This window comes from Enterobacter ludwigii (assembly GCF_001750725.1).
GTDB lineage: Bacteria > Pseudomonadota > Gammaproteobacteria > Enterobacterales > Enterobacteriaceae > Enterobacter > Enterobacter ludwigii.
Window position 1 is genome coordinate 3,033,368 of sequence record NZ_CP017279.1, and the last position, 21,640, is coordinate 3,055,007.

At 55.4% G+C, this 21,640-nt stretch carries 17 protein-coding genes; 9 read left to right on the plus strand and 8 right to left on the minus strand.

From position 1 onward, the window contains the following. Positions 1 to 7: 7 nt before the first annotated feature. Positions 8 to 2,050 (minus strand): oligopeptidase A, encoded by a 2,043-nt coding sequence (prlC, locus tag BH714_RS14310; RefSeq protein WP_032680115.1) that lies wholly within the window; start codon positions 2,048 to 2,050, stop codon positions 8 to 10. 214 nt (positions 2,051 to 2,264) lie between these two features. On the opposite strand from prlC, the gene BH714_RS14315 reads away from it, so the two are divergent. The 3 genes from BH714_RS14315 (at position 2,265) to BH714_RS14325 (ending at position 6,452) form a co-directional block, all read left to right on the plus strand. After that, entirely contained in the window at positions 2,265 to 3,107 is an 843-nt protein-coding gene (locus BH714_RS14315; RefSeq protein ID WP_020884500.1) for a 23S rRNA (adenine(2030)-N(6))-methyltransferase RlmJ, read from the plus strand. Positions 3,108 to 3,178: 71 nt separating this feature from the next. Then, positions 3,179 to 4,531, plus strand: a complete 1,353-nt coding sequence (gene gorA / locus BH714_RS14320) for a glutathione-disulfide reductase (protein ID WP_032680113.1) — start codon at positions 3,179 to 3,181, stop codon at positions 4,529 to 4,531. A gap of 271 nt (positions 4,532 to 4,802) precedes the next feature. Further along, the gene (locus tag BH714_RS14325; protein WP_020884498.1) at positions 4,803 to 6,452 is read left to right on the plus strand and encodes an alpha,alpha-trehalase; all 1,650 of its coding nucleotides are present in this window, start codon (positions 4,803 to 4,805) and stop codon (positions 6,450 to 6,452) included. A gap of 60 nt (positions 6,453 to 6,512) precedes the next feature. On the opposite strand, the gene BH714_RS14330 is transcribed toward BH714_RS14325, so the two are convergent. Then, positions 6,513 to 8,102, minus strand: coding sequence for an STY4199 family HEPN domain-containing protein (locus BH714_RS14330; RefSeq protein ID WP_014172075.1), 1,590 nt, complete (start codon positions 8,100 to 8,102; stop codon positions 6,513 to 6,515). A 148-nt stretch (positions 8,103 to 8,250) separates the two neighbouring features. Here BH714_RS14330 and BH714_RS14335 point away from each other — a divergent pair, with 148 nt between their 5' ends. Both BH714_RS14335 and BH714_RS14340 read left to right on the plus strand, forming a co-directional pair. Then, entirely contained in the window at positions 8,251 to 8,790 is a 540-nt protein-coding gene (locus BH714_RS14335; protein WP_025202811.1) for a GNAT family N-acetyltransferase, read from the plus strand. 71 nt (positions 8,791 to 8,861) lie between these two features. Further along, on the plus strand, positions 8,862 to 9,200 hold the full coding sequence (locus tag BH714_RS14340) for a lysozyme (protein WP_014172077.1): 339 nt from the start codon (positions 8,862 to 8,864) through the stop codon (positions 9,198 to 9,200). On the opposite strand, the gene BH714_RS14345 is transcribed toward BH714_RS14340, so the two are convergent. After that, complete coding sequence (locus BH714_RS14345; protein ID WP_040018268.1) at positions 9,179 to 9,781, minus strand: response regulator transcription factor; 603 nt, start codon at positions 9,779 to 9,781, stop codon at positions 9,179 to 9,181. The two genes, BH714_RS14340 and BH714_RS14345, sit on opposite strands and share 22 nt — an antisense overlap. A gap of 173 nt (positions 9,782 to 9,954) precedes the next feature. Further along, positions 9,955 to 10,713, minus strand: a complete 759-nt coding sequence (locus BH714_RS14350; protein WP_040018269.1) for an SDR family NAD(P)-dependent oxidoreductase — start codon at positions 10,711 to 10,713, stop codon at positions 9,955 to 9,957. A gap of 119 nt (positions 10,714 to 10,832) precedes the next feature. On the opposite strand from BH714_RS14350, the gene BH714_RS14355 reads away from it, so the two are divergent. The 3 genes from BH714_RS14355 (at position 10,833) to BH714_RS14365 (ending at position 14,392) form a co-directional block, all read left to right on the plus strand. Continuing rightward, complete coding sequence (locus BH714_RS14355) at positions 10,833 to 11,732, plus strand: LysR family transcriptional regulator (RefSeq protein ID WP_014172080.1); 900 nt, start codon at positions 10,833 to 10,835, stop codon at positions 11,730 to 11,732. A gap of 50 nt (positions 11,733 to 11,782) precedes the next feature. Then, positions 11,783 to 12,808, plus strand: a complete 1,026-nt coding sequence (gene yhjD, locus BH714_RS14360; protein WP_020884492.1) for an inner membrane protein YhjD — start codon at positions 11,783 to 11,785, stop codon at positions 12,806 to 12,808. A gap of 261 nt (positions 12,809 to 13,069) precedes the next feature. After that, complete coding sequence (locus tag BH714_RS14365; protein ID WP_014172082.1) at positions 13,070 to 14,392, plus strand: MFS transporter; 1,323 nt, start codon at positions 13,070 to 13,072, stop codon at positions 14,390 to 14,392. A 60-nt stretch (positions 14,393 to 14,452) separates the two neighbouring features. On the opposite strand, the gene BH714_RS14370 is transcribed toward BH714_RS14365, so the two are convergent. Both BH714_RS14370 and pdeH read right to left on the minus strand, forming a co-directional pair. Next, positions 14,453 to 16,495, minus strand: coding sequence for an AsmA family protein (locus BH714_RS14370; RefSeq protein ID WP_040018270.1), 2,043 nt, complete (start codon positions 16,493 to 16,495; stop codon positions 14,453 to 14,455). 65 nt (positions 16,496 to 16,560) lie between these two features. Beyond that, entirely contained in the window at positions 16,561 to 17,334 is a 774-nt protein-coding gene (gene pdeH / locus BH714_RS14375) for a cyclic-guanylate-specific phosphodiesterase (RefSeq protein WP_032679195.1), read from the minus strand. A 228-nt stretch (positions 17,335 to 17,562) separates the two neighbouring features. Between pdeH and kdgK the strand changes: the two genes are divergently transcribed. After that, complete coding sequence (gene kdgK, locus BH714_RS14380; protein WP_040018271.1) at positions 17,563 to 18,492, plus strand: 2-dehydro-3-deoxygluconokinase; 930 nt, start codon at positions 17,563 to 17,565, stop codon at positions 18,490 to 18,492. A gap of 45 nt (positions 18,493 to 18,537) precedes the next feature. Here the strand turns inward: kdgK and BH714_RS14385 are convergent, their stop codons facing one another. Together BH714_RS14385 and BH714_RS14390 are read right to left on the minus strand one after the other, a co-directional pair. Continuing rightward, positions 18,538 to 20,031 carry a M16 family metallopeptidase gene (locus BH714_RS14385; protein WP_025202804.1) on the minus strand — a complete coding sequence of 498 codons (1,494 nt, stop codon included), beginning with the start codon at positions 20,029 to 20,031 and terminating at the stop codon, positions 18,538 to 18,540. Positions 20,032 to 20,257: 226 nt separating this feature from the next. Further along, positions 20,258 to 21,544, minus strand: a complete 1,287-nt coding sequence (locus tag BH714_RS14390; protein WP_014172087.1) for a dicarboxylate/amino acid:cation symporter — start codon at positions 21,542 to 21,544, stop codon at positions 20,258 to 20,260. Between the last annotated feature and the right edge of the window lie 96 nt (positions 21,545 to 21,640).

Consider the following 21,640-nt stretch of genomic DNA (forward strand, 5'->3'; position numbering starts at 1 on the left):
GTAACGGTTAGCCTTTAATTCCGTAGTGCTCAAGCATCGCATCCAGCTGCGGCTCACGGCCACGGAAGCGTTTGAACAGCACCATTGGCTCTTCAGAACCGCCGCGCGTCAGGATGTTATCAAGGAACGACTGGCCGGTTTCACGGTTGAAAATGCCCTCTTCTTCAAAGCGAGAGAACGCATCCGCCGCCAGCACGTCGGCCCACAGGTAGCTGTAATAGCCTGCCGCATAGCCGCCCGCGAAGATATGGCTGAACGCGTGCGGGAAGCGGCCCCAGGTTGGGCCAGGAATAACGGCGACCTGCTTTTTGATCTCGGCCAGCGTCTCGAGGATTTTCGCCCCCTGCTCCGGACTAAACTCGGCGTGCAGACGGAAGTCGAACAGGCCGAACTCCAGCTGGCGCAGGATAAACATCGCCGCCTGGTAGTTTTTCGCCGCCAGCATTTTATCCAGCAGTTCTTTCGGCAGCGGTTCGCCGGTTTCGTAATGGCCGGAGATGAACGCCAGCGCGTCCGGCTCCCAGCACCAGTTTTCCATAAACTGGCTTGGCAGTTCGACCGCATCCCATGGCACACCGCTGATACCGGCAACGCCTGCGGTTTCGATACGGGTCAGCATATGGTGCAGGCCGTGGCCGAACTCGTGGAACAGGGTAATCACTTCGTCATGGGTAAACAGCGCAGGTTTGCCATTCACCGGACGGTTGAAGTTACAGGTCAGGTACGCCACCGGCTTCTGCAGGGAGCCGTCCGCTTTACGCATCTGCCCGACGCAATCATCCATCCATGCTCCGCCGCGTTTGTTCTCGCGAGCGTACAGATCCAGGTAGAAGCTCCCGCGCAGCTCGTTCTTCTCGTCATACAGTTCGAAGAAGCGCACGTCCGGATGCCAGACGTCGATGTCGGTACGTTCTTTGGCGGTGATCCCGTAAATGCGTTTAACCACTTCAAACAGACCGTTAACGGCTTTGTTTTCCGGGAAGTAAGGACGCAGCTGCTCATCGCTGATGCTGTAAAGGTGCTGTTTCTGTTTTTCACTGTACCAGGCGATATCCCACGGCTGCAGCTCGTCGACACCGTATTCCGCTTTCGCGAAGGCGCGCAGCTGTGCCAGCTCTTTCTCGCCCTGCGGACGCGCACGTTTCGCCAGGTCAGTCAGGAAATCGAGGACCTGCTGTGGATTTTCCGCCATTTTGGTGGCGAGGGATTTGGAAGCGTAGCTCTCAAAGCCCAGCAGCTGTGCCAGCTCGTGACGCAGCGCGAGGATTTCAGCCATCACCGGGCTGTTATCCCACTTACCGGCATTCGGGCCCTGATCGGAGGCGCGGGTGCTGTACGCACGGTACATCTCTTCGCGCAGCGCCTGATTGTCGCAGTAGGTCATGACCGGCAGGTAGCTCGGGATGTCCAGGGTTAAGAGGAAACCTTCCTGCTCTTTCGCTTCGGCCTGCGCTTTCGCCGCCGCCAGCGCGCTTTCCGGCATACCGGCCAGCTCGGCTTCGTCGGTAATCAGCTTCGTCCAGCCCATGGTCGCGTCCAGCACGTTGTTGCTGTACTGGTTGCCCAGCTCAGACAGACGGGCCGCAATTTCACCGTAACGGGTCTGTTTCTCTTTCGGCAAACCAATGCCGGAGAGTTCGAAATCACGCAGAGCGTTATCGACCGATTTTTTCTGCGCGGTGTTGAGTTCGGCATAGTGGTCGCCATCGCGCAGGTCGCGATAGGCTTTGTACAGCCCCTCGTGTTGACCAACCCAGGTGCTGTACTCAGAGAGCAACGGCAGGGTTTGTTCATACGCTTCACGGAGTTCCGGGCTGTTTTTCACTGAATTCAGATGGCTTACCGGGGAGAAGAGGCGTCCCAGCACGTCATCCACTTCGGCCAGCGGCTGACACAGATTTTCCCAGGTGTACGGCGCGCCCTGCGCCACCACGCTTTCTACCGCCGCTCGGCAGTTGTCCAGCGCCTGTGTTACGGCTGGAACCACATGCTCAGGGCGGATTTTAGAAAACGGTGGCAACGAAAAAGGCGTCAGTAATGGATTGGTCATAAACGCTGTCCTGTTGAATAAGATGAATGAAGCGCGCATCCGGCGCTGTGCATACGCGATCTAGAATGGGGATAAGTGTAGAGGATTTCAATGCCAGACGTTGCGCTTTCGCGGCAGGATAAACTTTTCTGTATACTGTGGCGATACGCTCTATTTTTGCCCGATGGCGCTACGCTTATCAGGCCTACGTTTACTACCTGGAACACAATCATTCATGCTCAGTTATCGCCACAGCTTTCACGCAGGCAACCACGCCGACGTCCTTAAACACACCGTTCAGAGCCTGATCATTGAATCACTCAAAGAGAAAGATAAACCGTTTCTCTATCTGGACACCCACGCGGGCGCGGGACGTTATCAGCTGAGCGGCGAACATGCCGAACGCACCGGGGAATACCTGGAAGGGATCGCCCGCATCTGGCAGCAGGACGACCTGCCGGCAGAGCTGGAGCCCTACATTGGTGTGGTGAATCATTTTAACCGCAACGGCCAGCTGCGCTACTACCCTGGCTCGCCGTTGATTGCCCGCCAGCTGCTGCGCGAGCAGGACAGCCTTCAGCTGACCGAGCTGCACCCAAGCGACTTCCCGCTGCTGCGTTCTGAATTCCAGAAAGACAGCCGCGCCCGTGTGGAAAAGGCGGATGGCTACCAGCAGCTGAAGGCCAAACTGCCGCCGGTATCCCGTCGCGGTCTGGTGCTGATCGACCCACCTTATGAGATCAAAACCGACTATCAGGCGGTAGTGAGCGGTATTAACGACGGCTACAAACGCTTTGCGACGGGCACCTATGCCCTGTGGTATCCGGTGGTGCTGCGTGCGCAAATTAAACGTATGATCAAAGACCTGGAAGCGACCGGTATCCGCAAAATTCTGCAAATTGAACTGGCCGTGCGCCCGGACAGCGACCAGCGCGGCATGACCGCTTCCGGCATGATTGTGATCAACCCGCCATGGAAGCTCGAAGCGCAGATGAACAACGTGCTGCCGTGGCTGCACAAGACGCTGGTGCCGGCCGGAACGGGCCATGCCACCGTCAGTTGGATCGTGCCGGAGTAATCGCAGTCATCGGTGGAAACTATTGATTTCAGGTATACAATCGCGGCAATTCACGATTAAGGATAAAAGCTATGACTAAGCATTATGACTACATCGCAATCGGCGGCGGCAGCGGCGGCATCGCCTCCATCAACCGCGCGGCCATGTATGGCCAGAAATGTGCGCTGATCGAAGCCAAAGCGCTGGGCGGCACCTGCGTCAACGTGGGTTGTGTACCGAAGAAAGTGATGTGGCATGCGGCCCAAATCCGTGAAGCAATCCATATGTATGGCCCGGATTACGGCTTTGACACCACCATCAATAACTTTGACTGGAACAAGCTGATCGCCAGCCGTACTGCCTATATCGACCGTATTCATACCTCGTACGACAATGTGCTGGGCAAGAACAACGTCGATGTTATTCATGGTTTTGCGCGCTTTGTTGATGCGAAGACGATCGAAGTTAACGGTGAGACGATCACTGCCGATCACATCCTGATCGCGACCGGCGGGCGTCCGAGCCACCCGGATATTCCCGGTGTGGAATACGGTATCGACTCCGACGGTTTCTTCGAGCTGCCTGCTCTGCCAGAACGTGTTGCCGTGGTGGGCGCGGGATACATCGCCGTAGAACTGGCCGGTGTGATTAATGGCCTGGGCGCAGAAACGCACCTGTTCGTGCGTAAACACGCGCCGCTGCGCAACTTTGACCCGCTGATCGTCGATACGCTGGTCGAAGTGATGAATACCGAAGGCCCAACGCTGCACACCCACGCCGTGCCAAAAGCGGTCGTGAAAAATGCAGACGGTAGCCTGACGCTTGAGCTGGAAGATGGCCGTAGCCAGACCGTGGATTGCCTGATCTGGGCGATTGGTCGTGAACCGGCTAACGACAACTTCAACCTGGCGGCGACGGGCGTTAAAACCGATGAGAAAGGGTATATCGTTGTCGATAAATTCCAGAACACCAGCGTTCCGGGCATTTACGCGGTGGGCGATAACACCGGTGCGGTCGAACTGACGCCGGTTGCGGTTGCCGCGGGCCGTCGCCTCTCTGAGCGTCTGTTTAACAACAAACCGGAAGAGCATCTGGACTACAGTAACATTCCGACCGTGGTCTTCAGCCACCCGCCAATCGGCACAGTGGGCTTAACAGAACCTCAGGCGCGCGAGCAGTATGGCGACGACCAGGTAAAAGTGTATAAATCCGCGTTCACCGCGATGTATACCGCCGTCACCTCTCACCGTCAGCCATGCCGCATGAAGCTGGTCTGCGTGGGTCCGGAAGAGAAGATTGTCGGTATCCACGGCATTGGCTTTGGCATGGACGAGATCCTGCAGGGCTTCGCCGTGGCACTGAAAATGGGTGCCACCAAGAAAGACTTCGATAACACCGTTGCGATCCACCCGACAGCGGCCGAAGAATTTGTCACCATGCGTTAAGCAAAATGCCCCTCTGCGGAGGGGCGTTTGTTTCAGACATAAATCGTTGCACAACGAATGCTCTGAATTATTTGCCCCATAAATCTTTCTCAAAATCCCTTTTAGCCTTTATTTTTCAGGCAATTACTGTTTTAACTCCGCAAATACCCCGCGTTTAAAAACGTGATCAACCGCACATTTCCCTCAGCCAACACCGAAGCGAATGTCTACGCTTATAAGACGCCCGGAAAAAACTGTTATTTTGAACACACAACCGGAGGTCCTTATCGCCATGTTCAACCAGAAACTACAGGCTGCCGAGAACATCGAGTTCGAGATTGCAGAAGAGCTGCGCTACGAGACCGATCCCTGCGAGTTAAAACTGGATGAAATGATTGAGGCGGAGCCGGAACCCGAAATGATTGAGGGGCTACCCGCCTCTGATGCTCTGACGCCCGCCGATCGCTATCTGGAACTGTTCGAGCACGTGCAGTCGACACGGCTGTTTGCGGACAGCAAAACCTTCCCCGACTGTGCCCCGAAGATGGATCCTCTGGATATTCTGATCCGCTATCGCAAGGTCAGGCGCCACCGGGATTTCGACCTGCGCCGGTTCGTGGAGAACCACTTCTGGCTGCCAGAGACCTATACCACGGAATATGTCTCCGACCCCGGCCTGTCGCTAAAAGAGCACATTGACAGCCTGTGGCCCGTGCTGACGCGCGAGCCGCAGGACCACATCCCCTGGTCTTCTCTGCTGGCGCTGCCGCAGGCCTATATCGTGCCCGGCGGGCGTTTTAGCGAGACCTATTACTGGGATTCCTACTTCTCCATGCTGGGTCTGGCAGAGAGCGGACGTAACGATCTGCTGAAATGTATGGCGGATAACTTCGCGTGGTTGATTGAACGCTACGGCCATATCCCGAACGGTAACCGTACCTATTATCTCAGCCGCTCCCAGCCGCCGGTATTTGCCCTGATGGTGGAGCTGTTTGAAGAGGATGGTGTGCGCGGTGCAAAGCGCTACCTTGAACACCTCAAAATGGAGCATGCATTCTGGATGGACGGGGCGGAATCGCTGCTGCTTAATCAGGCCTATCGCAGCGCGGTGCGTATGCCGGATGGCTCGCTGTTAAACCGCTACTGGGACGACCGTGACACGCCGCGTGATGAATCATGGATTGAGGATGTGGAAACCGCCCGTCACTCTGGCCGTCCGCCGAATGAGGTTTATCGCGATTTGCGCGCAGGCGCGGCCTCCGGCTGGGATTACTCCTCGCGCTGGCTGCGGGAGCCTGGCCGACTTGCCAGCATCCGCACCACGCAATTTATCCCTATCGATTTGAACGCGTTCCTGTTCAAGCTGGAAAGCGCGATCGCCAATATTTCGGCATCGAAAGGGGATAAAGAGACCGCGGAACTGTTCCGCCAGAAAGCCAGCGATCGCCGCGCCGCGGTGAACCGGTATCTGTGGGATGACGAGAATGGCTGTTACCGTGACTACGACTGGCGCCGCGAGGTCATGGCGCTGTTCTCAGCGGCGAGCATTGTGCCGCTGTACGTTGGCATGGCGACCCACGAGCAGGCTGAACGCTTGTCTGATGCGGTAAAAGCACGTCTGCTGACGCCGGGCGGGATTCTGGCCACCGAGTACGAGACCGGCGAGCAGTGGGATAAACCCAACGGCTGGGCGCCGCTGCAGTGGATGGCGATTCAGGGCTTCAAACAGTACGGCAATGACTCGCTGGGTGATGAGATTGCCTGGAGCTGGCTGCAGACGGTGAATCATTTCTATAAAGCCCACCATAAGCTGATTGAGAAATATCACATCGCCAGCAGTACGCCGCGCGAAGGGGGCGGGGGTGAGTACCCGCTGCAGGATGGCTTCGGCTGGACTAACGGCGTGGTACGGCGGTTGATAGGGTTGTATGGGGAGCCGTGACCTTCTGCGGTCTGATGCCCGTATCCATCCCTCTCCTGCCGGGAGAGGGAGAAGACAGGATTAACGAATCACTTCATAAATGGCGGTCTGGATGGACTGCCATTTTTTTGTGGTGGCATCCGGCTGTGATTGTGCCCGACGCGTCGCCAAATCCAGATCATGCTGCTGGCGCTTCACCACGGCAGGCACGGTGCAAAACGCCTTCAGATACTGTTTACGCATTGACGTCAGGGACTCGCCATTCGACATGGCATGGCTGAGCGTGTTGATAAAGCGCCGGCACGGCTTCTGTTCCACCATGTTCTGTCGGTAGCGCAACATCAGCTCCAGAACGTCGTCATAGTCAGCCGACATCGCCTCTTCCGTCCAGGAGAGCTTCCAGTCCATCCCTCCCTGCAAAAACAGCAGTGCCACCCGGGTATCATTGCGGTTAATCGCCGAGCGGAAATTATTCTCGTCCCAGGTCACGCCCATGCGCGACAGCGTCTCGCGCGAGGACGGGGTTTCGCGCATCTCCTGAGGCTGGGCCGTTTCTGCAACGTTCCCGGCTGCAGGCTGGGGTTTACTGCTGGTTACCAGCCAGAAGCCGCCCGCCACAATGGCAATCACCATCACGCCAACCGCCCCCCATAACGCGCCGGAAATAAGCTGCTCACGCTGTTCTGGCGTGCGCGGTGCGCGCTGGGTCGGTTTTTCAATCGTGTCACGAACCTCAAAGAGATCCCCGCCGGTCACACGATCCATTTTCTGCGCCTTTTCCCAGAAAGCATGCAGCTCGCTGGCATCCACAGCCATCAGTCCGGCCGGGTTGACGCGGGTTCTCCCCTCTTCAAAAGCACGTTGAACCGGTCGGGTGATCTGCGTGTAGTAGTTATCCAGCAGCTGGATTTGCGCCGAACTTAACGCCTTCTGCACGGTAATATTGTTGCGGATTTGCCGAATATCATCGAGGAAGGTTTGCAGGGTTTTCCGCGGTTCCACCATCAGCGTGAGCATTGACGGATCGTTAAACAGCGAGGCGTAGTAGCGGCTGAACTCTTTTTTATCCACCAGCATCTGTGCTAGCTCACTGAACATCATGCCGCTCAGCACATCATTGATGTCACCAAGCTTCAGCCAGCGCCGCACGCGGTCCGCGTTAAACAGGGTTTTAAGATGGTTATTCAGCCGCACCTGATCGGGCCAGGCCTGCTGGATCAGCCCTTTTATCATCAACTCAATTGTACGCACCTGCTTGTGCGCCTGTTGCTGCTGGAGTTCACTGCCAGGCGCCACTTCGGTGCTGTAGGTCAGAAGAGGCTGTTGCAAACGAAGGTGCTCCAGCGTGGTCACAAACCGCATCGCGGCAATCAGCTGGTTTTCACTGACATCCTGACCACTTTCGTACTGAGGAACACGCTGCTGAAGCAGACGCAATTGCAGCGTGAATTCGGACATCTCCGCGTCATTCAAATTGAGCGTCTTCGCAACCGCATTCCAGCCCCCCAGGCCTAAACGCGCGCTGTCCAGTTGTTCCAGAAACCAGCGTGGATCTTTTCCCTCAGAAACATGTACATTCAGGAGAAGTAAAATTTCAACCGAGGCCTGGCGAATAACCGCCAGACAGTGTTCGAACTGTTCGCGGATAGGGTGTGCTGTGCTGAGAGTCATTGTTTTCCTTAAGCGACAACGAAGACAACCAGAATGGGCCCGTAATGGCCGTTTTTCTTTTTATTTATACGAGGTTAACCATACCTGACTTTCTGTTGAAATAAAGTGACACCACGAAAATCATTTTAAATGTTTCAGGAGAATCTGAATGCCTGTCTTAACGACATCGCGTCTTATCTGTTCACCGCTGCAAGACCATGACTGGCCCTTTTTCCTGGCGTTGCAGCACGACCCCGAGGTGATGCGTTTTGTCGCGGAAGATCGCCCCGTGGAGGCGATCCGCGAGGCGTTCGAATCTCGTCTGACGCCCTGGACGCCGGGCAGCGCGCACTGGCTTTGCCTCGTTGTGCGTGACGCCACCTCCGGCGTACCGCTCGGCGTCACCGGTTATATTCATCGCGATGACGATTGCGCGGAAGTGGGTTTTCTTTTTGCACCTGCGGCCCAGGGGAAAGGCTACGGCTTCGAATCGCTGCAGGCGCTGTGCGGTTACGCCTTTCATCAGGGCGGCATACGCCGCCTCACCGCCACCGTCACGGCGGGGAATATCGCCTCCAGACGCCTGCTGGAAAAAACGGGCTTTCGTCTGGAGGGCGAGTTACGCGAGAGTTATTACCTTGGCGGACAATGGCATAATGACTGGCTGTTCGGTTTATTGAAGCAGGAATATCTCAGCAATCATTCCTGATCTATAGCCATTTGGCGGATATTTTGCGCGTGTCGTTTCCTCTACAATATTGCCATTAAGAGGAAACGAATATGAAAGGTCATGCGCTGAAGATATCTTCTGCCGCCATTGCGTTAATAAAAAAACACCAGGGGCTTTCTCTGGAGAAATATCGTGATGAAAACGGTTTATGGGTTATTGGCTATGGCCATGTTATTCGCCAGGGCGAATGTTTTCAGCGTCTTATCACGCCGCTACAGGCTGAATATTTACTTCACGATGATATTCAGCTGTGCGAAACGCTGTTGCGGGAAAAATTTAAACGCCCGTTAACCCAACAGCAGCACGACGCGCTGGTGTTGATGATGCTCAGTTTCGGTGAGACGACCTCACTCCCGACCGCAATTCTTCAGGCCGTCGCCCGGGTATAGTACATCGCGGCCTGGGTTCTGTTTTTCACCTCCAGGCGGCGGAAAAGCGCTTCCAGGTGCGCTTTCACCGTGGCGGCGCTGATGTTGAGATTGCGCCCGATCTCTTTGTTGGACTCCCCCGCCGCCAGTAATTTCAGGACTTCGCGCTGGCGTTCGCTTAAGGATAATAACGCCTGCGGCGCCGACGGTTGCCTCACCCACTCACCGGGGAAGCACACCATTCCTCGGGAGACCGAATCCAGCACTGCGGAAAAGCGCTCCGGGTGCGCATTGCGGGGAACAATGGCCATCACGTTTCGCTGCAGCAATTGCTCAACCCATCGGGCCTCTTTTTTAGCCAGAACCATTACCACGCGTATCGTCGGGAAACGCTGCATGATCGCTTCCAGCCAGCCGATCCCCTCATCCTCAATTAAATTCCCGTCAATCATGACGATAGCCGAGGGTGACGCTGAAATTTGCGCCCATAAATCTTCTGCCTGACAGCTTCCCGTAATATTTATTTCCGGAATTAATTTCTGAAGACTGTGTATCGCTCCGTGAATAAACAGGGACTGCCTGTCAAACATAATTACCCGCATCGTTTTTCTCCCTCTGAGAGTCGCGAAGGGAGATTCTACAGAGGCATTATTTAAGAAAAAACTCAATGAACGGAGACGTTACAAATCCACCAGTGTTATTTATATCTCCCATTATCTGGACACATTCAATTTGAGGATTTCCTTAAGAGGTTCCATCCCCTTAAGCGAAGGCATCACAGGAACATACCGCCTGATACTTCAATACGCTGCGCATTCATCCAGCCCAGTTTATCGCTGAGCAGCGCCGCAATGGCATCACCGATATCATCCGGCAGCCCTACGCGCCCGAGCGCCGTCTGCGATGCCAGCATCTGGTTAAGCTGCGCGTTGTCACGCACGCGTCCGCCGCCAAAGTCGGTTTCTATCGCACCGGGAGCAATGATATTGACGGAGATACCGCGCGCGCCCAGCTCTTTCGCCTGGTAGCGGGTCAGCACTTCCATCGCCCCTTTCATTGCCGCATAGGTGCCGGAACCGGGTTGCGTAAAACGGGCCAGCCCGCTGGAAACGTTCAGGATCCGCCCACCGTCGTTCAGCAAGGGAAGCAAACGCTGCGTCAGGAAAAAAGGCCCTTTGAAATGGATATTCAGCGCCTCATCAAACTGGGCTTCCGTTGTCTCGGCATAGGGCGCGTACAAGCCCGTCCCGGCGTTGTTTAATAAATAATCAAAGGTTTCACGCTGCCATACGGTATTAAGGATTTCCTGAAGCTGACCGGCAAAAAGGTCGAAACTGGCAACATCGCCGACGTTGAGCTGCAATGCCGCCGCGTTAACGCATTTTTGCTGAATTTCGCGCACAACATCCAGCGCGTCCTGTTGGCTTCGGTTATAGGTCAGGATGATTCCCGTTCCGTCTGCTGCGAGCTTCAACGCCGCGTTTTTACCCAGACCACGGCTACCACCTGTGACTAATGCAATACGTTCAGACATAAGAAACCTCGTTTTGACTGTTGTGGAGATTGAGAAAGAGCTTATTAGGTGATAGAAGATCAATAAAGATGTCGCAGAACGCTTCACTGTTTCAATTGCAACAACAATGAGCTTCGTCTATGGATAAAATTCACGCAATGCAGCTGTTTGTTCGTGTCGCGGAACTGGAGAGTTTTTCCCGGGCGGCGGAGTCACTGACGCTGCCGAAAGGCAGTGTTTCGCGGCAAATTCAGGCGCTGGAAAACCGACTGGGAACCCAGCTATTGCACCGAACCACGCGTCGCGTAAGCCTGACGCAGGACGGCATGGTGTATTACGAGCGGGCAAAAGATCTTCTGACAAACCTGGATGAACTGGACGGTATGTTCCAGCATGACCCCTCCACCATCAGCGGTCGGTTACGCGTGGATATGCCCGTCAGCGTTGCTCGAAATTTAGTCATCCCCAAACTGCCTGCTTTTCTGCAGCAATATCCGGGCATCGAGCTGGAACTTAGCAGCAGCGATCGCCTGGTGGATGTTATTCGTGAAGGGTTTGATTGTGTGGTACGCGTCGGCGCGCTCAAAGACTCGGGACTTATCGCCCGCCCGCTGGGCAAGCTGTCGGTGATTAACTGCGCCAGCCCGGATTATGTCACGCGTTTTGGCTATCCGGAAACGCTGGAAGATTTGGGTTCACACGCCGTCATTCACTACGCCGCCACGCTGGGAACACGTCCCCAGGGCTTTGAATTTTATAACGGCACGTCGACGCAGTGGGTGAAGACGGGCGGGGTCTTAACCGTCAACAGCACAGAAACGTATCAGGCGGCGTGCATCGCCGGACTGGGTATTATCCAGGTGCCGCGCGTTGGCGTGCGTGACGCTCTGCGCACCAGGAAGTTGATTGAAGTTCTCCCGCAGTACCGGGCGGAACCGATGCCGGTATCGCTAATTTATCCCCACCGGCGCAACCTCTCCCGTCGGGTACATCTGTTTATGGAGTGGCTGACTGCACTCACAAAAGCTTACGTGGATTAGTCGCAAGCTATAATTCAATAACATCCAGCCAAACGAAAAGGAAAAGTCGCGTGACGCCGGAAAACAACCCGCAACGACCTACCCAACATTTAGATTACGAACCCATCCAGAAGATGGAAACCGGGCCCGAAGAAGTAAAAATGCCAGGCACCGCCAGCAAAGCGCTGGGGACTGTCACCAGCCTGGCAGAGCGGATACAGCAGTTCCCCATGATTGCGCACCTGATACGCGCGACAGAGCGGTTTAATGACCGCATGGGTAACCAGTTTGGGGCTGCCATCACCTATTTCTCTTTTTTATCGATGATCCCGATCCTGATGGTGTCCTTTGCCGCAGCCGGTTTTGTGCTCGCGTCACACCCAACGCTGCTGCAGGATATCTTCAATAAAATCCTGAATAACGTCAGTGATCCGACCCTTGCCACCACGCTCAAAAACACCATTAATACCGCCGTACAGCAACGTACGACGGTCGGTATCGTCGGTCTGTTGATTGCCCTTTACTCTGGGATTAACTGGATGGGCAACCTCCGCGAGGCCATTCGTGCCCAGTCGCGCGAGGTGTGGGAGCGTAAGCCTCAGGACCAGGAGAAAATCTGGGTTAAGTATCTTCGCGACTTTGTTTCGCTGATTGGCCTGCTCGTCGCGCTGATTGTGACGCTCTCCATCACCTCTGTCGCCGGTTCGGCGCAGCAGATGATTATCTCTGCGCTCTATCTGGATTACATCGAGTGGCTGAAGCCCGCGTGGCGCGGCATTGGACTGGCTATTTCCATCTTCGCCAACTATCTGCTGTTCTTCTGGATCTTCTGGCGCTTGCCCCGCCATCGTCCGCGTAAGAAGGCGCTGATCCGCGGCACATTGATTGCGGCGATAGGCTTTGAAGTGATCAAAATTGTGATGACTTACACTCTGCCATCGCTGGTGAAATCCCCTTCTGGCGCGGCGTTTGGCTCGGTGCTGGGGCTGATGGCGTTCTTCTACTTCTTCGCCCGCCTGACCTTGTTCTGCGCGGCATGGATTGCCACCGCCGAGTACAAAGACGACCCGCGCATGCCGGGTAAAACACACCGATAACGTCTCTCCCGGGCTGAAACTTCAGCCCGATTCATCATTTCAGCATATAAATCCAGTCCGTAACTTTTATTTAACCAAAAACCAGTTTTATCAGCTGATATCTGAAAACTGTGAAGCATTTCATAGAAGTGTTTTGTCTGGCCTGAACATTATCCGCTCTTTGTTGCTTTTATCACCAGTGCGCGGCTTTGTTACAGATTGAAATGTCGCTTTTGCTGTGCGTAATATGGCCTTTCGTCCGACTAAAAATAAGAAAATATTATGCAAGCAACAGCCACAACACTCGACTCCGGTGCGGAAACCGCGCCGGTTAACTCGCGAAACAAAGTTGTCGTCGCCTCGCTGATTGGCACCGCCATTGAGTTCTTCGACTTTTACATTTATGCCACCGCCGCGGTCATTGTCTTCCCGCATATTTTCTTCCCGCAGGGTGACCCGACGGCAGCCACGCTGCAGTCTCTGGCTACCTTTGCGATCGCGTTTGTTGCGCGTCCGATTGGCTCTGCCCTGTTTGGACACTTTGGCGATCGCATCGGCCGTAAGGTCACGCTGGTGGCCTCGCTGCTGACGATGGGGATCTCCACCGTCGCTATCGGCTTGCTGCCTACCTACGAAACCATTGGTATTCTGGCCCCGATGCTGCTGGCGCTGGCGCGTTTTGGTCAGGGTCTGGGGCTGGGCGGTGAATGGGGGGGTGCGGCGCTGCTGGCCACGGAGAACGCACCGGCACGCAAACGCGCGCTGTACGGTTCATTCCCGCAGCTTGGCGCACCGATTGGCTTCTTCTTTGCGAACGGGACTTTCCTGCTGCTCTCCTGGCTGCTGACGGACGAACAGTTCATGAGCTGGGGCTGGCGTATTCCGTTCGTCTTCTCCGCCGTGCTGGTGCTGATTGGCCTGTATGTCCGCGTGTCGCTTCACGAAACGCCGGTTTTCGCTAAAGTTGCCGCCGCGAAAAAACAGGTAAAAGTGCCGCTGGGTACGCTGCTGACTAAACACGTCCGCGTGACGGTACTGGGCACGTTTATCATGCTCGCGACCTACACGCTGTTCTATATCATGACGGTCTACTCAATGACGTTCAGCACCGCCGCCGCGCCGGTTGGGCTCGGCCTGCCGCGTAACGAAGTGCTGTGGATGTTGATGATGGCGGTCATTGGGTTTGGCGTCATGGTGCCGATTGCCGGCCTGCTGGCGGATAAGTTTGGTCGTCGCTCAAGCATGATTGTTATCACCACGCTGATCATTCTGTTTGCCCTGTTCGTCTTCCCGCCGCTGCTGGGTTCAGGTAGCCCTGCGCTGGTCATGGCGTACCTGCTCATTGGTCTGAGCCTGATGGGCCTGACCTTCGGCCCGATGGGCGCGCTGCTGCCAGAGCTGTTCCCGACGGAAGTGCGTTATACCGGCGCGTCGTTCTCCTATAACGTTGCCTCTATTCTGGGTGCGTCCGTTGCGCCTTATATCGCCACCTGGCTGCAGGCAAATTATGGCCTGTTCTACGTGGGCGTTTACCTGGCCGCCATGGCAGCACTGACGCTGATTGCCCTGCTGCTGACCCACGAGACGAAGCACCAGTCTCTGTAATTCACCGCGGCCTGATACCCTCTCCCCCAGGGAGAGGGTAAAGGTCCCGAAAGCCGTACGTTATTTTTTCATCTGCGACAAAATGTTCCGGCACTGATTCGCATCCCCTTCTGACGGCGAAATTAACGCCAACAGCGCCGCCGCTGGCGTAACCAGCGTCGCGAGTGCTGCCGCCACCGCGCCGCGCGCAATCAGAGGACCGGGTTTCACACCCGCCTGCGGATTTTTAAAGGTCCCACGCACGTAGAGCGGCGAACGCAGGGTGATGATACGAATCCCCTTACTTTCCGGATCGATGGTTAAATCAAGCTGCTCGGAGGCCATACTGGCGGTGCCGGTCACGTTGATAACCGCGTTCTCCGTATCGAAGGCAAAAATCTGCGGGCGCGCCACGCCGTTGACCAGATCCAGGTTGGCCGCCGCACAGTTCACCCGCACCTCATCATCACCGAAGATTTGCCCGATGACGTAGTTCCCGACGTTCAGCCCCAGGATCTCCATCAGGTTACGGCTCACCAGCCCGTCATTCATCAGAAGCTTCAGGTTACCGTTACTGCTCCCGAGCAGTGCAGCCACGGAATTCCCCACGCCGCGGATATCCGCATCGCCGTTCATTTCACCCAGGGTTTTCTGCATCAATTCCACGTTCGGCATCAGCTCTTTCAGTTTGAGCCGGCGGGCCTTAATATCGGCACGCCCCTGCATCGGCTTTTTATCGCCTTCGAGGTGAATGTTCGATGAGATGGTCCCACCCGCCATGCCAAACTTCAGCGGCTGCAGGCGTAAATCGGCATTTTTAAGCAGGATATGGGTCGAAAGATTGCTGATCGGCAGCGTACTGCCATGTTCGATTTTGCCCCCTTTAAAGCGAACATCCGCATCCATTACGTCCCACTTATCGGTTTCAAAGCGATCGTAAGGCAGGACTTTCCCCGCCGGCTGGCGATCTTTCTTCACCTCTTTTGATTTCGTGCCTTTACCGGAATCAATCCCGATCAGCGGCCCCAAATCGGCCAGCCGCAGCTGGCGAGACTCCACATCACCTTCCAGTTTCGGACGCGGTTTTCCGGTGGTGTAGGTCAACGAGCCATGGATATCGCTGTCGCCAATACGGCCATTGAAATCGCGATAATCAAATACCGACGATTTTTCCGTGTCGATTTTTGCCACCAGATGCCCGTCCGTCTCAAACGGTGGCGTATCTGGCAGCAGGACGCCAGTGAGTTCATACAGTTCACCCAGCGAATCACCGGCAAACTTCAGCCGCAGATCAACGCCCCCCATGTTCATAGGATCGTTGACGGTCCCGGTGAAGGCCACCCGCGTGTTCCCGGAGCGGAAATCCGCCTGCACAGGAAACGGCGTCGAGTCGCTTCGAAGCGCCAGCATGCCGCCAATTTTGCCGGTGCCGGTCAGGGGCTGCCCTTTGTAGCGCCCTTCGGCCTTCAGGCCGAAAACATAATCCCCGGCTTTGGCATTATCGCCCTTCGCTTTTGCACCGGTCACTTCGCTAAACGGCAGCGGTTTGCCCAACGGATCGACCAGGATCTCGATATCAGCTTTGCTAACCTTGTCGTCGATGGCGATCCGCCCGCGATCGAAGAGAATATTGTCGAGACGGAATGACCATGATGAGGGCTGCGCATTGGGATCTTTTTCGTCGCTGCTGGCGAGATCAAACGTCCAGTTGTTGTTCTTTTCGGAAAGGCGGATCAGACGCGCATCGGGCTGCTGAAGCTTGATCCACGGCAGGTAAACCGTTTTGGTCAGTAGCGCTAACGGGGCCAGCGTGGCTTCTACGCGGGGCAGATGCACCATTGTCACGTCAGGAATATCCGGCGGGTTGCCGAGAATGATGTCGTCGGCGTGGACATGCGGCCAGGGGATCCAGCTTCGCCAGCCGGTCTCCTCTTTCTGGCGTTCCCACACCACCCCGAGATCGCCGCGTATGGCGAAGGGGCGATTGAGTTCGGTGGAGACTTTCTGGTTGATGGTCGGCTTAAGGCGGTTCCAGTCAAACGTCGCGATAATGACGACGGCGACCACGATCAACAACAATAAAATCCCTGCTGTCCAGGCGATTACCCTGGTTGTTTTTGTCATTGTTATCCCCTTTCCTGATGACCTTACCTGTAAAACTATAGTTCAGACAAAGGGAAGCGGGCAGATCAGAGGATCGTTATCACGGAATCGAGGGTATCCATTGGGACCGGACGAGAGAGGAAATAGCCTTGTGCCGCCGCCGCGGGAGAATTTTGCACATCACGCCACTCATCCAGCGTTTCCACACCTTCCACTATCACGCCCTGGCAGTAGCGGTTCATCAGCTGTAATAAGAGCGTAAACAGGTTCCGCCCTTCCGGGGTCTGGCGCAGCATAATGAACAGGTCGCGGGCCACTTTAATGTAGTCGTAACGCACTTCGCTGAGGGCAGAGAAGTTCGCCATCCCGGTGCCAAAGTCATCCAGCCACAGCGGGCCGAATTCGCACATCGAGGCAAATGATGAGTCCTGTGGCAGACGAACATGCTCCACCAGCTCAAAGCGCATCCACGGTAAGGAGGCGATCAGCTCCTGTAATTTCGCGTTCTGGCGCAGCGCCAGCAAGGTGGGTCCATCGACGTTGACCGAGGCGAGGATGGCGTGCTGTTCGAAAAAGGCCTGTTTGGTTGCCAGCATACGGAGCTGTTCTTCCAGCACATCCAGGCGCTGGCGCACGGCAACTTCGGCAAAATAGCGGTCCGGTGCGATACGCTGTGAGGGGTTTGACGGGTGCGTCACGACGGTCAAAATTTCAATAGCCATCAGTCGACCGTCCGTTCGGTAGATCGGCTGATAGGTGTACGCACGCTCACATTGCAGCCAGTAGCGATGCTCCTGCAAGTTCTCAATACTTGCCTCAGGCGTAGTGCTCAGCCGCTGGATAACCTGCTCTGACTTCATTTCAGATGTCCTGTTGTTGGATGGCCTTTCTGGACTCGTCAAAGGGTTATCGGCCCGGCAATTGAGAACTTTATGTTCAATTCACCCGGAAAATGAAATTAAGCGGGCAGAAATTAACAGGAACACGCGCTGGCTCAAATAAAATAATGGAACGTCGTTTTAATATAGTTGACCGCATAATTCACTCAGCGCACACTACCGAAAATTACTCTGTTCAGGTTCACGACTATGACCAAGAAAATTGCCGTGATTGGCGAATGCATGATTGAGCTGTCACAAAAAGGCGCGGAAGTCAGCCGCGGTTTTGGTGGCGATACGTTAAACACCTCCGTTTATATTGCCCGTCAGGTTGCCCCAGAGGCCCTTACCGTGAACTACGTCACCGCCCTGGGGACGGACAGTTTCAGCCAGCAAATGCTGGAAGCCTGGCAGAGTGAGCAGGTGGACACCTCGCTGATACAGCGTATGGAAAACCGCCTGCCGGGGCTTTACTACATTGAAACCGACGATACCGGCGAGCGGACCTTCTACTACTGGCGTAACGAAGCCGCGGCCAAATTCTGGCTGGAGAGCGACGCTGCGGCTGCCATCTGCGAAGCGTTAGCCACCTTTGATTATCTTTATCTGAGCGGGATTAGCCTGGCTATTTTAAGCTCAGCCAGCCGTGAAAAGCTGCTGTCGTTACTGCGTGAATGCCGCGCCAATGGCGGCAAGGTTATTTTCGATAATAACTACCGCCCGCGCCTGTGGGCCAGCCGTGAAGAGACGCAGCAGGTTTATCAGCAGATACTGCAATGCACCGATATCGCCTTCCTGACGCTCGATGATGAAGATGCGCTGTGGGGTGAGAAACCCGTTGATGAGGTGATTGCGCGTACGCAGGCCGCCGGCGTAAGTGAAGTGGTGATTAAGCGCGGGGCTGATTCGTGTCTGGTCGCCATCGAAGGTGAAGCCGTCATCGACGTCCCTGCGGTGACGTTGCCGAAAGAGAAAGTGATTGATACGACGGCGGCGGGTGATTCATTCAGTGCGGGCTATCTGGCGGTGCGTTTGACGGGCGGGACGCCAGAAGCGGCGGCCCAGCGTGGACACCTGACGGCGAGCACCGTGATCCAGTATCGCGGGGCAATTATTCCGCGTGAGGCAATGCCACAGTAAAAACAAAACCCTCTCCGACAGGGAGAGGGTTCTGGATGAGGGGCATTACTGCCCCTGCGGGATATCCGTTGCGTCCTGGTGCAAATCATCTGCCGTAGCAGCCTGCGATGGCTGCGGCGTGGAGGCCATAATGGTATTCCAGGTCGACTGAAGTTCCTTCATGTCATATTCCGGCTCGCCTTTCGGCTGCAGAAGAATCAACGCCATTTCCTGCGACAGCTGCTGACGTAAGTCCTGATTCAACATATCGACGGTCAACCCCTCCAGGAAGTCCTGACGAAGCTTCTGGTACTGCTCCGGCGCAATATCCACCACCTGATTCTGCAGTGAGCGAATACGCTGGCTGATCAGAATGTCGGTATCGGCGCGGGCATACGTTGCAAACAGCTTCTGCAGCTCAAGTTTTTTCTGTGCGACCAGCGCATTGAACTCTTCTTCCGACAGGCCCTCTTTGCGCACTTTTGCCAGCTCTTTTGCCACCACGCCCAGATTCGCATTCAGCTTATCGCCCGGCGATTCAACGTTAATGGCACACTGTGCACGCTGGAACAGCACGCGGCAGTCAAAGCCGAGACCGATATTCTTCACGTTATTCTTGCTGAGCGTCTGCTGAACGTGCCAGAACAGCGCTTCACGTGCCAGATCGGCACGCCAGTAGCGCAGCAGCGCCGCTGACTCACGAATTGGCTGCCAGGCGTTATCCCACATGACGGAGAGGCGATCCTGACGAACGGTATCCGTCATAATGCTGACAGGCTCTGCACGCAGTGGAGAGAGCGTTGGGACAGGGGCCGGTGTTTCGCGTTTGCCTTTCAGTTCGCCAAACGCTTTGTTGATCTGCTCCACCACCGCACGGCTGTCCACATTCCCCACCACGATAAGCGTCATCGCGTCCGGGGTGTACCATTTCTGGTAGAACGATTTTACCTGCTCAGCGTCCACCGGCTGTTTCAGCGGCTCGGCCGGGTCATGCCCCAGCAGCGTTGAACCCTTCAGGCGGTAACGCCACCAGCCCTCTTTGGTGTCCACAGGCCAGGTGGCAACCATGTCACTGTTGCTCAGCGCATAGTTAACGGTTTCCGGCGTAATCGCCAGATTGCCCGACGCATCGGCGAGATACGTAAGGGCTTCTTTGAGCAGGTCGTTACGGTTATTTGGCAGGCTCAGGTTGAACATGGTGTAGTCATACGAGACCACAGCCGGCGGAAGCGGACGTTTCGGATCAATGGCCTGTTGCCAGAGCGAACGCACCTGAACTGCTTGCAAACTGCCGCTCTGCGTGAGCGCCAGTCGGGGAATAAAATGGCTAAAACCGGTTTGCTGAGTGCTTTCCGTGAGGGAGCCGGTATTAACAGACAGACGGATTTCAACACGGTCACTCGGACGTTGTGGGGTGGCTAAAACCTGCCACTGAAAACCGTTCGCTAGTGTCCCTTGTTGCCAGGCCGGGTCTGGCTGGAGCGCATCTGCCTGCACATAACTGGCTGCTGCCATCATCAGCAAACCGCCGGTTAAGAGTCGAATTTTTGTGCCCTGCATGTGAACCCCTGATCAACATTCCTGGTTAAAGAGAGTGTCTCGCGACGCGTTTCACTCTAAAAGATGACGATGAAAACACGTCGATTAGACCGCGTGTTCTACAAAACGTCACGGTCAGAAGTGAAATATACCCAAAAAAAATCTTGTCGAATTATGACAGGTACGAACAGTTATTATGCGCAGGAGCCCGCATCCCGACAAGGGAATGCGGGCATTTGTGACAATATTAAGAGGATAAACCAGGAGTTTTGCTGTCTGACTGGCGATTATTTAACGTATCGTCGAGCTTTTTGTGATCCAGCTCTTTCACCCATTTTGCCACGACTACCGTTGCCACACCGTTACCCACGAGGTTGGTTAAGGCACGGGCTTCAGACATAAAGCGGTCAATACCGAGAATCAGCGCCAGACCCGCCACCGGCAGGTGTCCGACCGCGGAAATGGTGGCCGCCAGCACGATAAAGCCACTGCCAGTAACACCTGCGGCCCCTTTAGACGAGAGCAGGAGCACCACCAGCAGGGTAACCTGATGGAAAATGTCCATATGGCTGTTGGTCGCCTGAGCGATAAACACGGCCGCCATTGTCAGGTATATCGAGGTGCCATCAAGGTTGAAGGAGTAGCCCGTCGGGATGACCAGCCCCACCACCGATTTACGGCAGCCCAGCTTTTCCATCTTATCGAGCATGCGCGGCAGGGCCGATTCTGATGAAGAGGTCCCCAGAACAATCAGCAGCTCTTCGCGGATATAACGGATAAATTTGAAAATGCTGAACCCTGCCGCGCGGGCGATTGAGCCCAGCACCACCACCACGAACAGAATACAGGTGATATAGAAGCAGATGATGAGCTGACCCAGCTGCACCAGGGTACCCACACCGTACTTACCGATGGTGAATGCCATCGCACCGAAGGCCCCAATGGGCGCCAGGCGCATGATCATATTGATGATGCCGAAGATGACCTGCGAGAAGCTTTCGATGACGTTAAAGATCAGCTGGCCTTTGTTGCCCAGACGGTGCAGGGCAAAGCCAAACATGACGGCAAACAGCAGCACCTGCAGAATGTTGCCGCTGGCAAATGCACCAATGACGCTGCCTGGGATAACGTCCAGCAGGAAGGCCACTACCCCCTGGTCTTTCGCCTGATCGGCATACACCGCGACCGCTTTAGCATCCAGCGTCGACGGGTCAACGTTCATCCCCGCGCCGGGCTGCACCACGTTCACGATGATAAGACCAATAATCAGCGCAAGGGTACTGACCACTTCGAAATAGAGAAGCGCCACTGCACCGGTACGGCCTACCGCCTTCATGCTTTCCATGCCAGCGATGCCCGTCACGACGGTACAGAAGATCACCGGGGCGATGACCATTTTGATGAGCTTAACGAATGCGTCGCCAAGCGGTTTCATTTGTGCGCCAAGTTCAGGGTAATAGTGACCAAGCAAAATACCGATTGCGATGGCTGTCAGGACCTGAAAATAGAGACTTTTGAAGAGTGAGGTTTTCATAGGGTGTCCTTGGGAAGAAAAACCACAGGCTTTGTAAGGTTATGGTTAACCTGCGGCTTTAAAATAACACCCGTATAACAGGACAGAAATAAACCC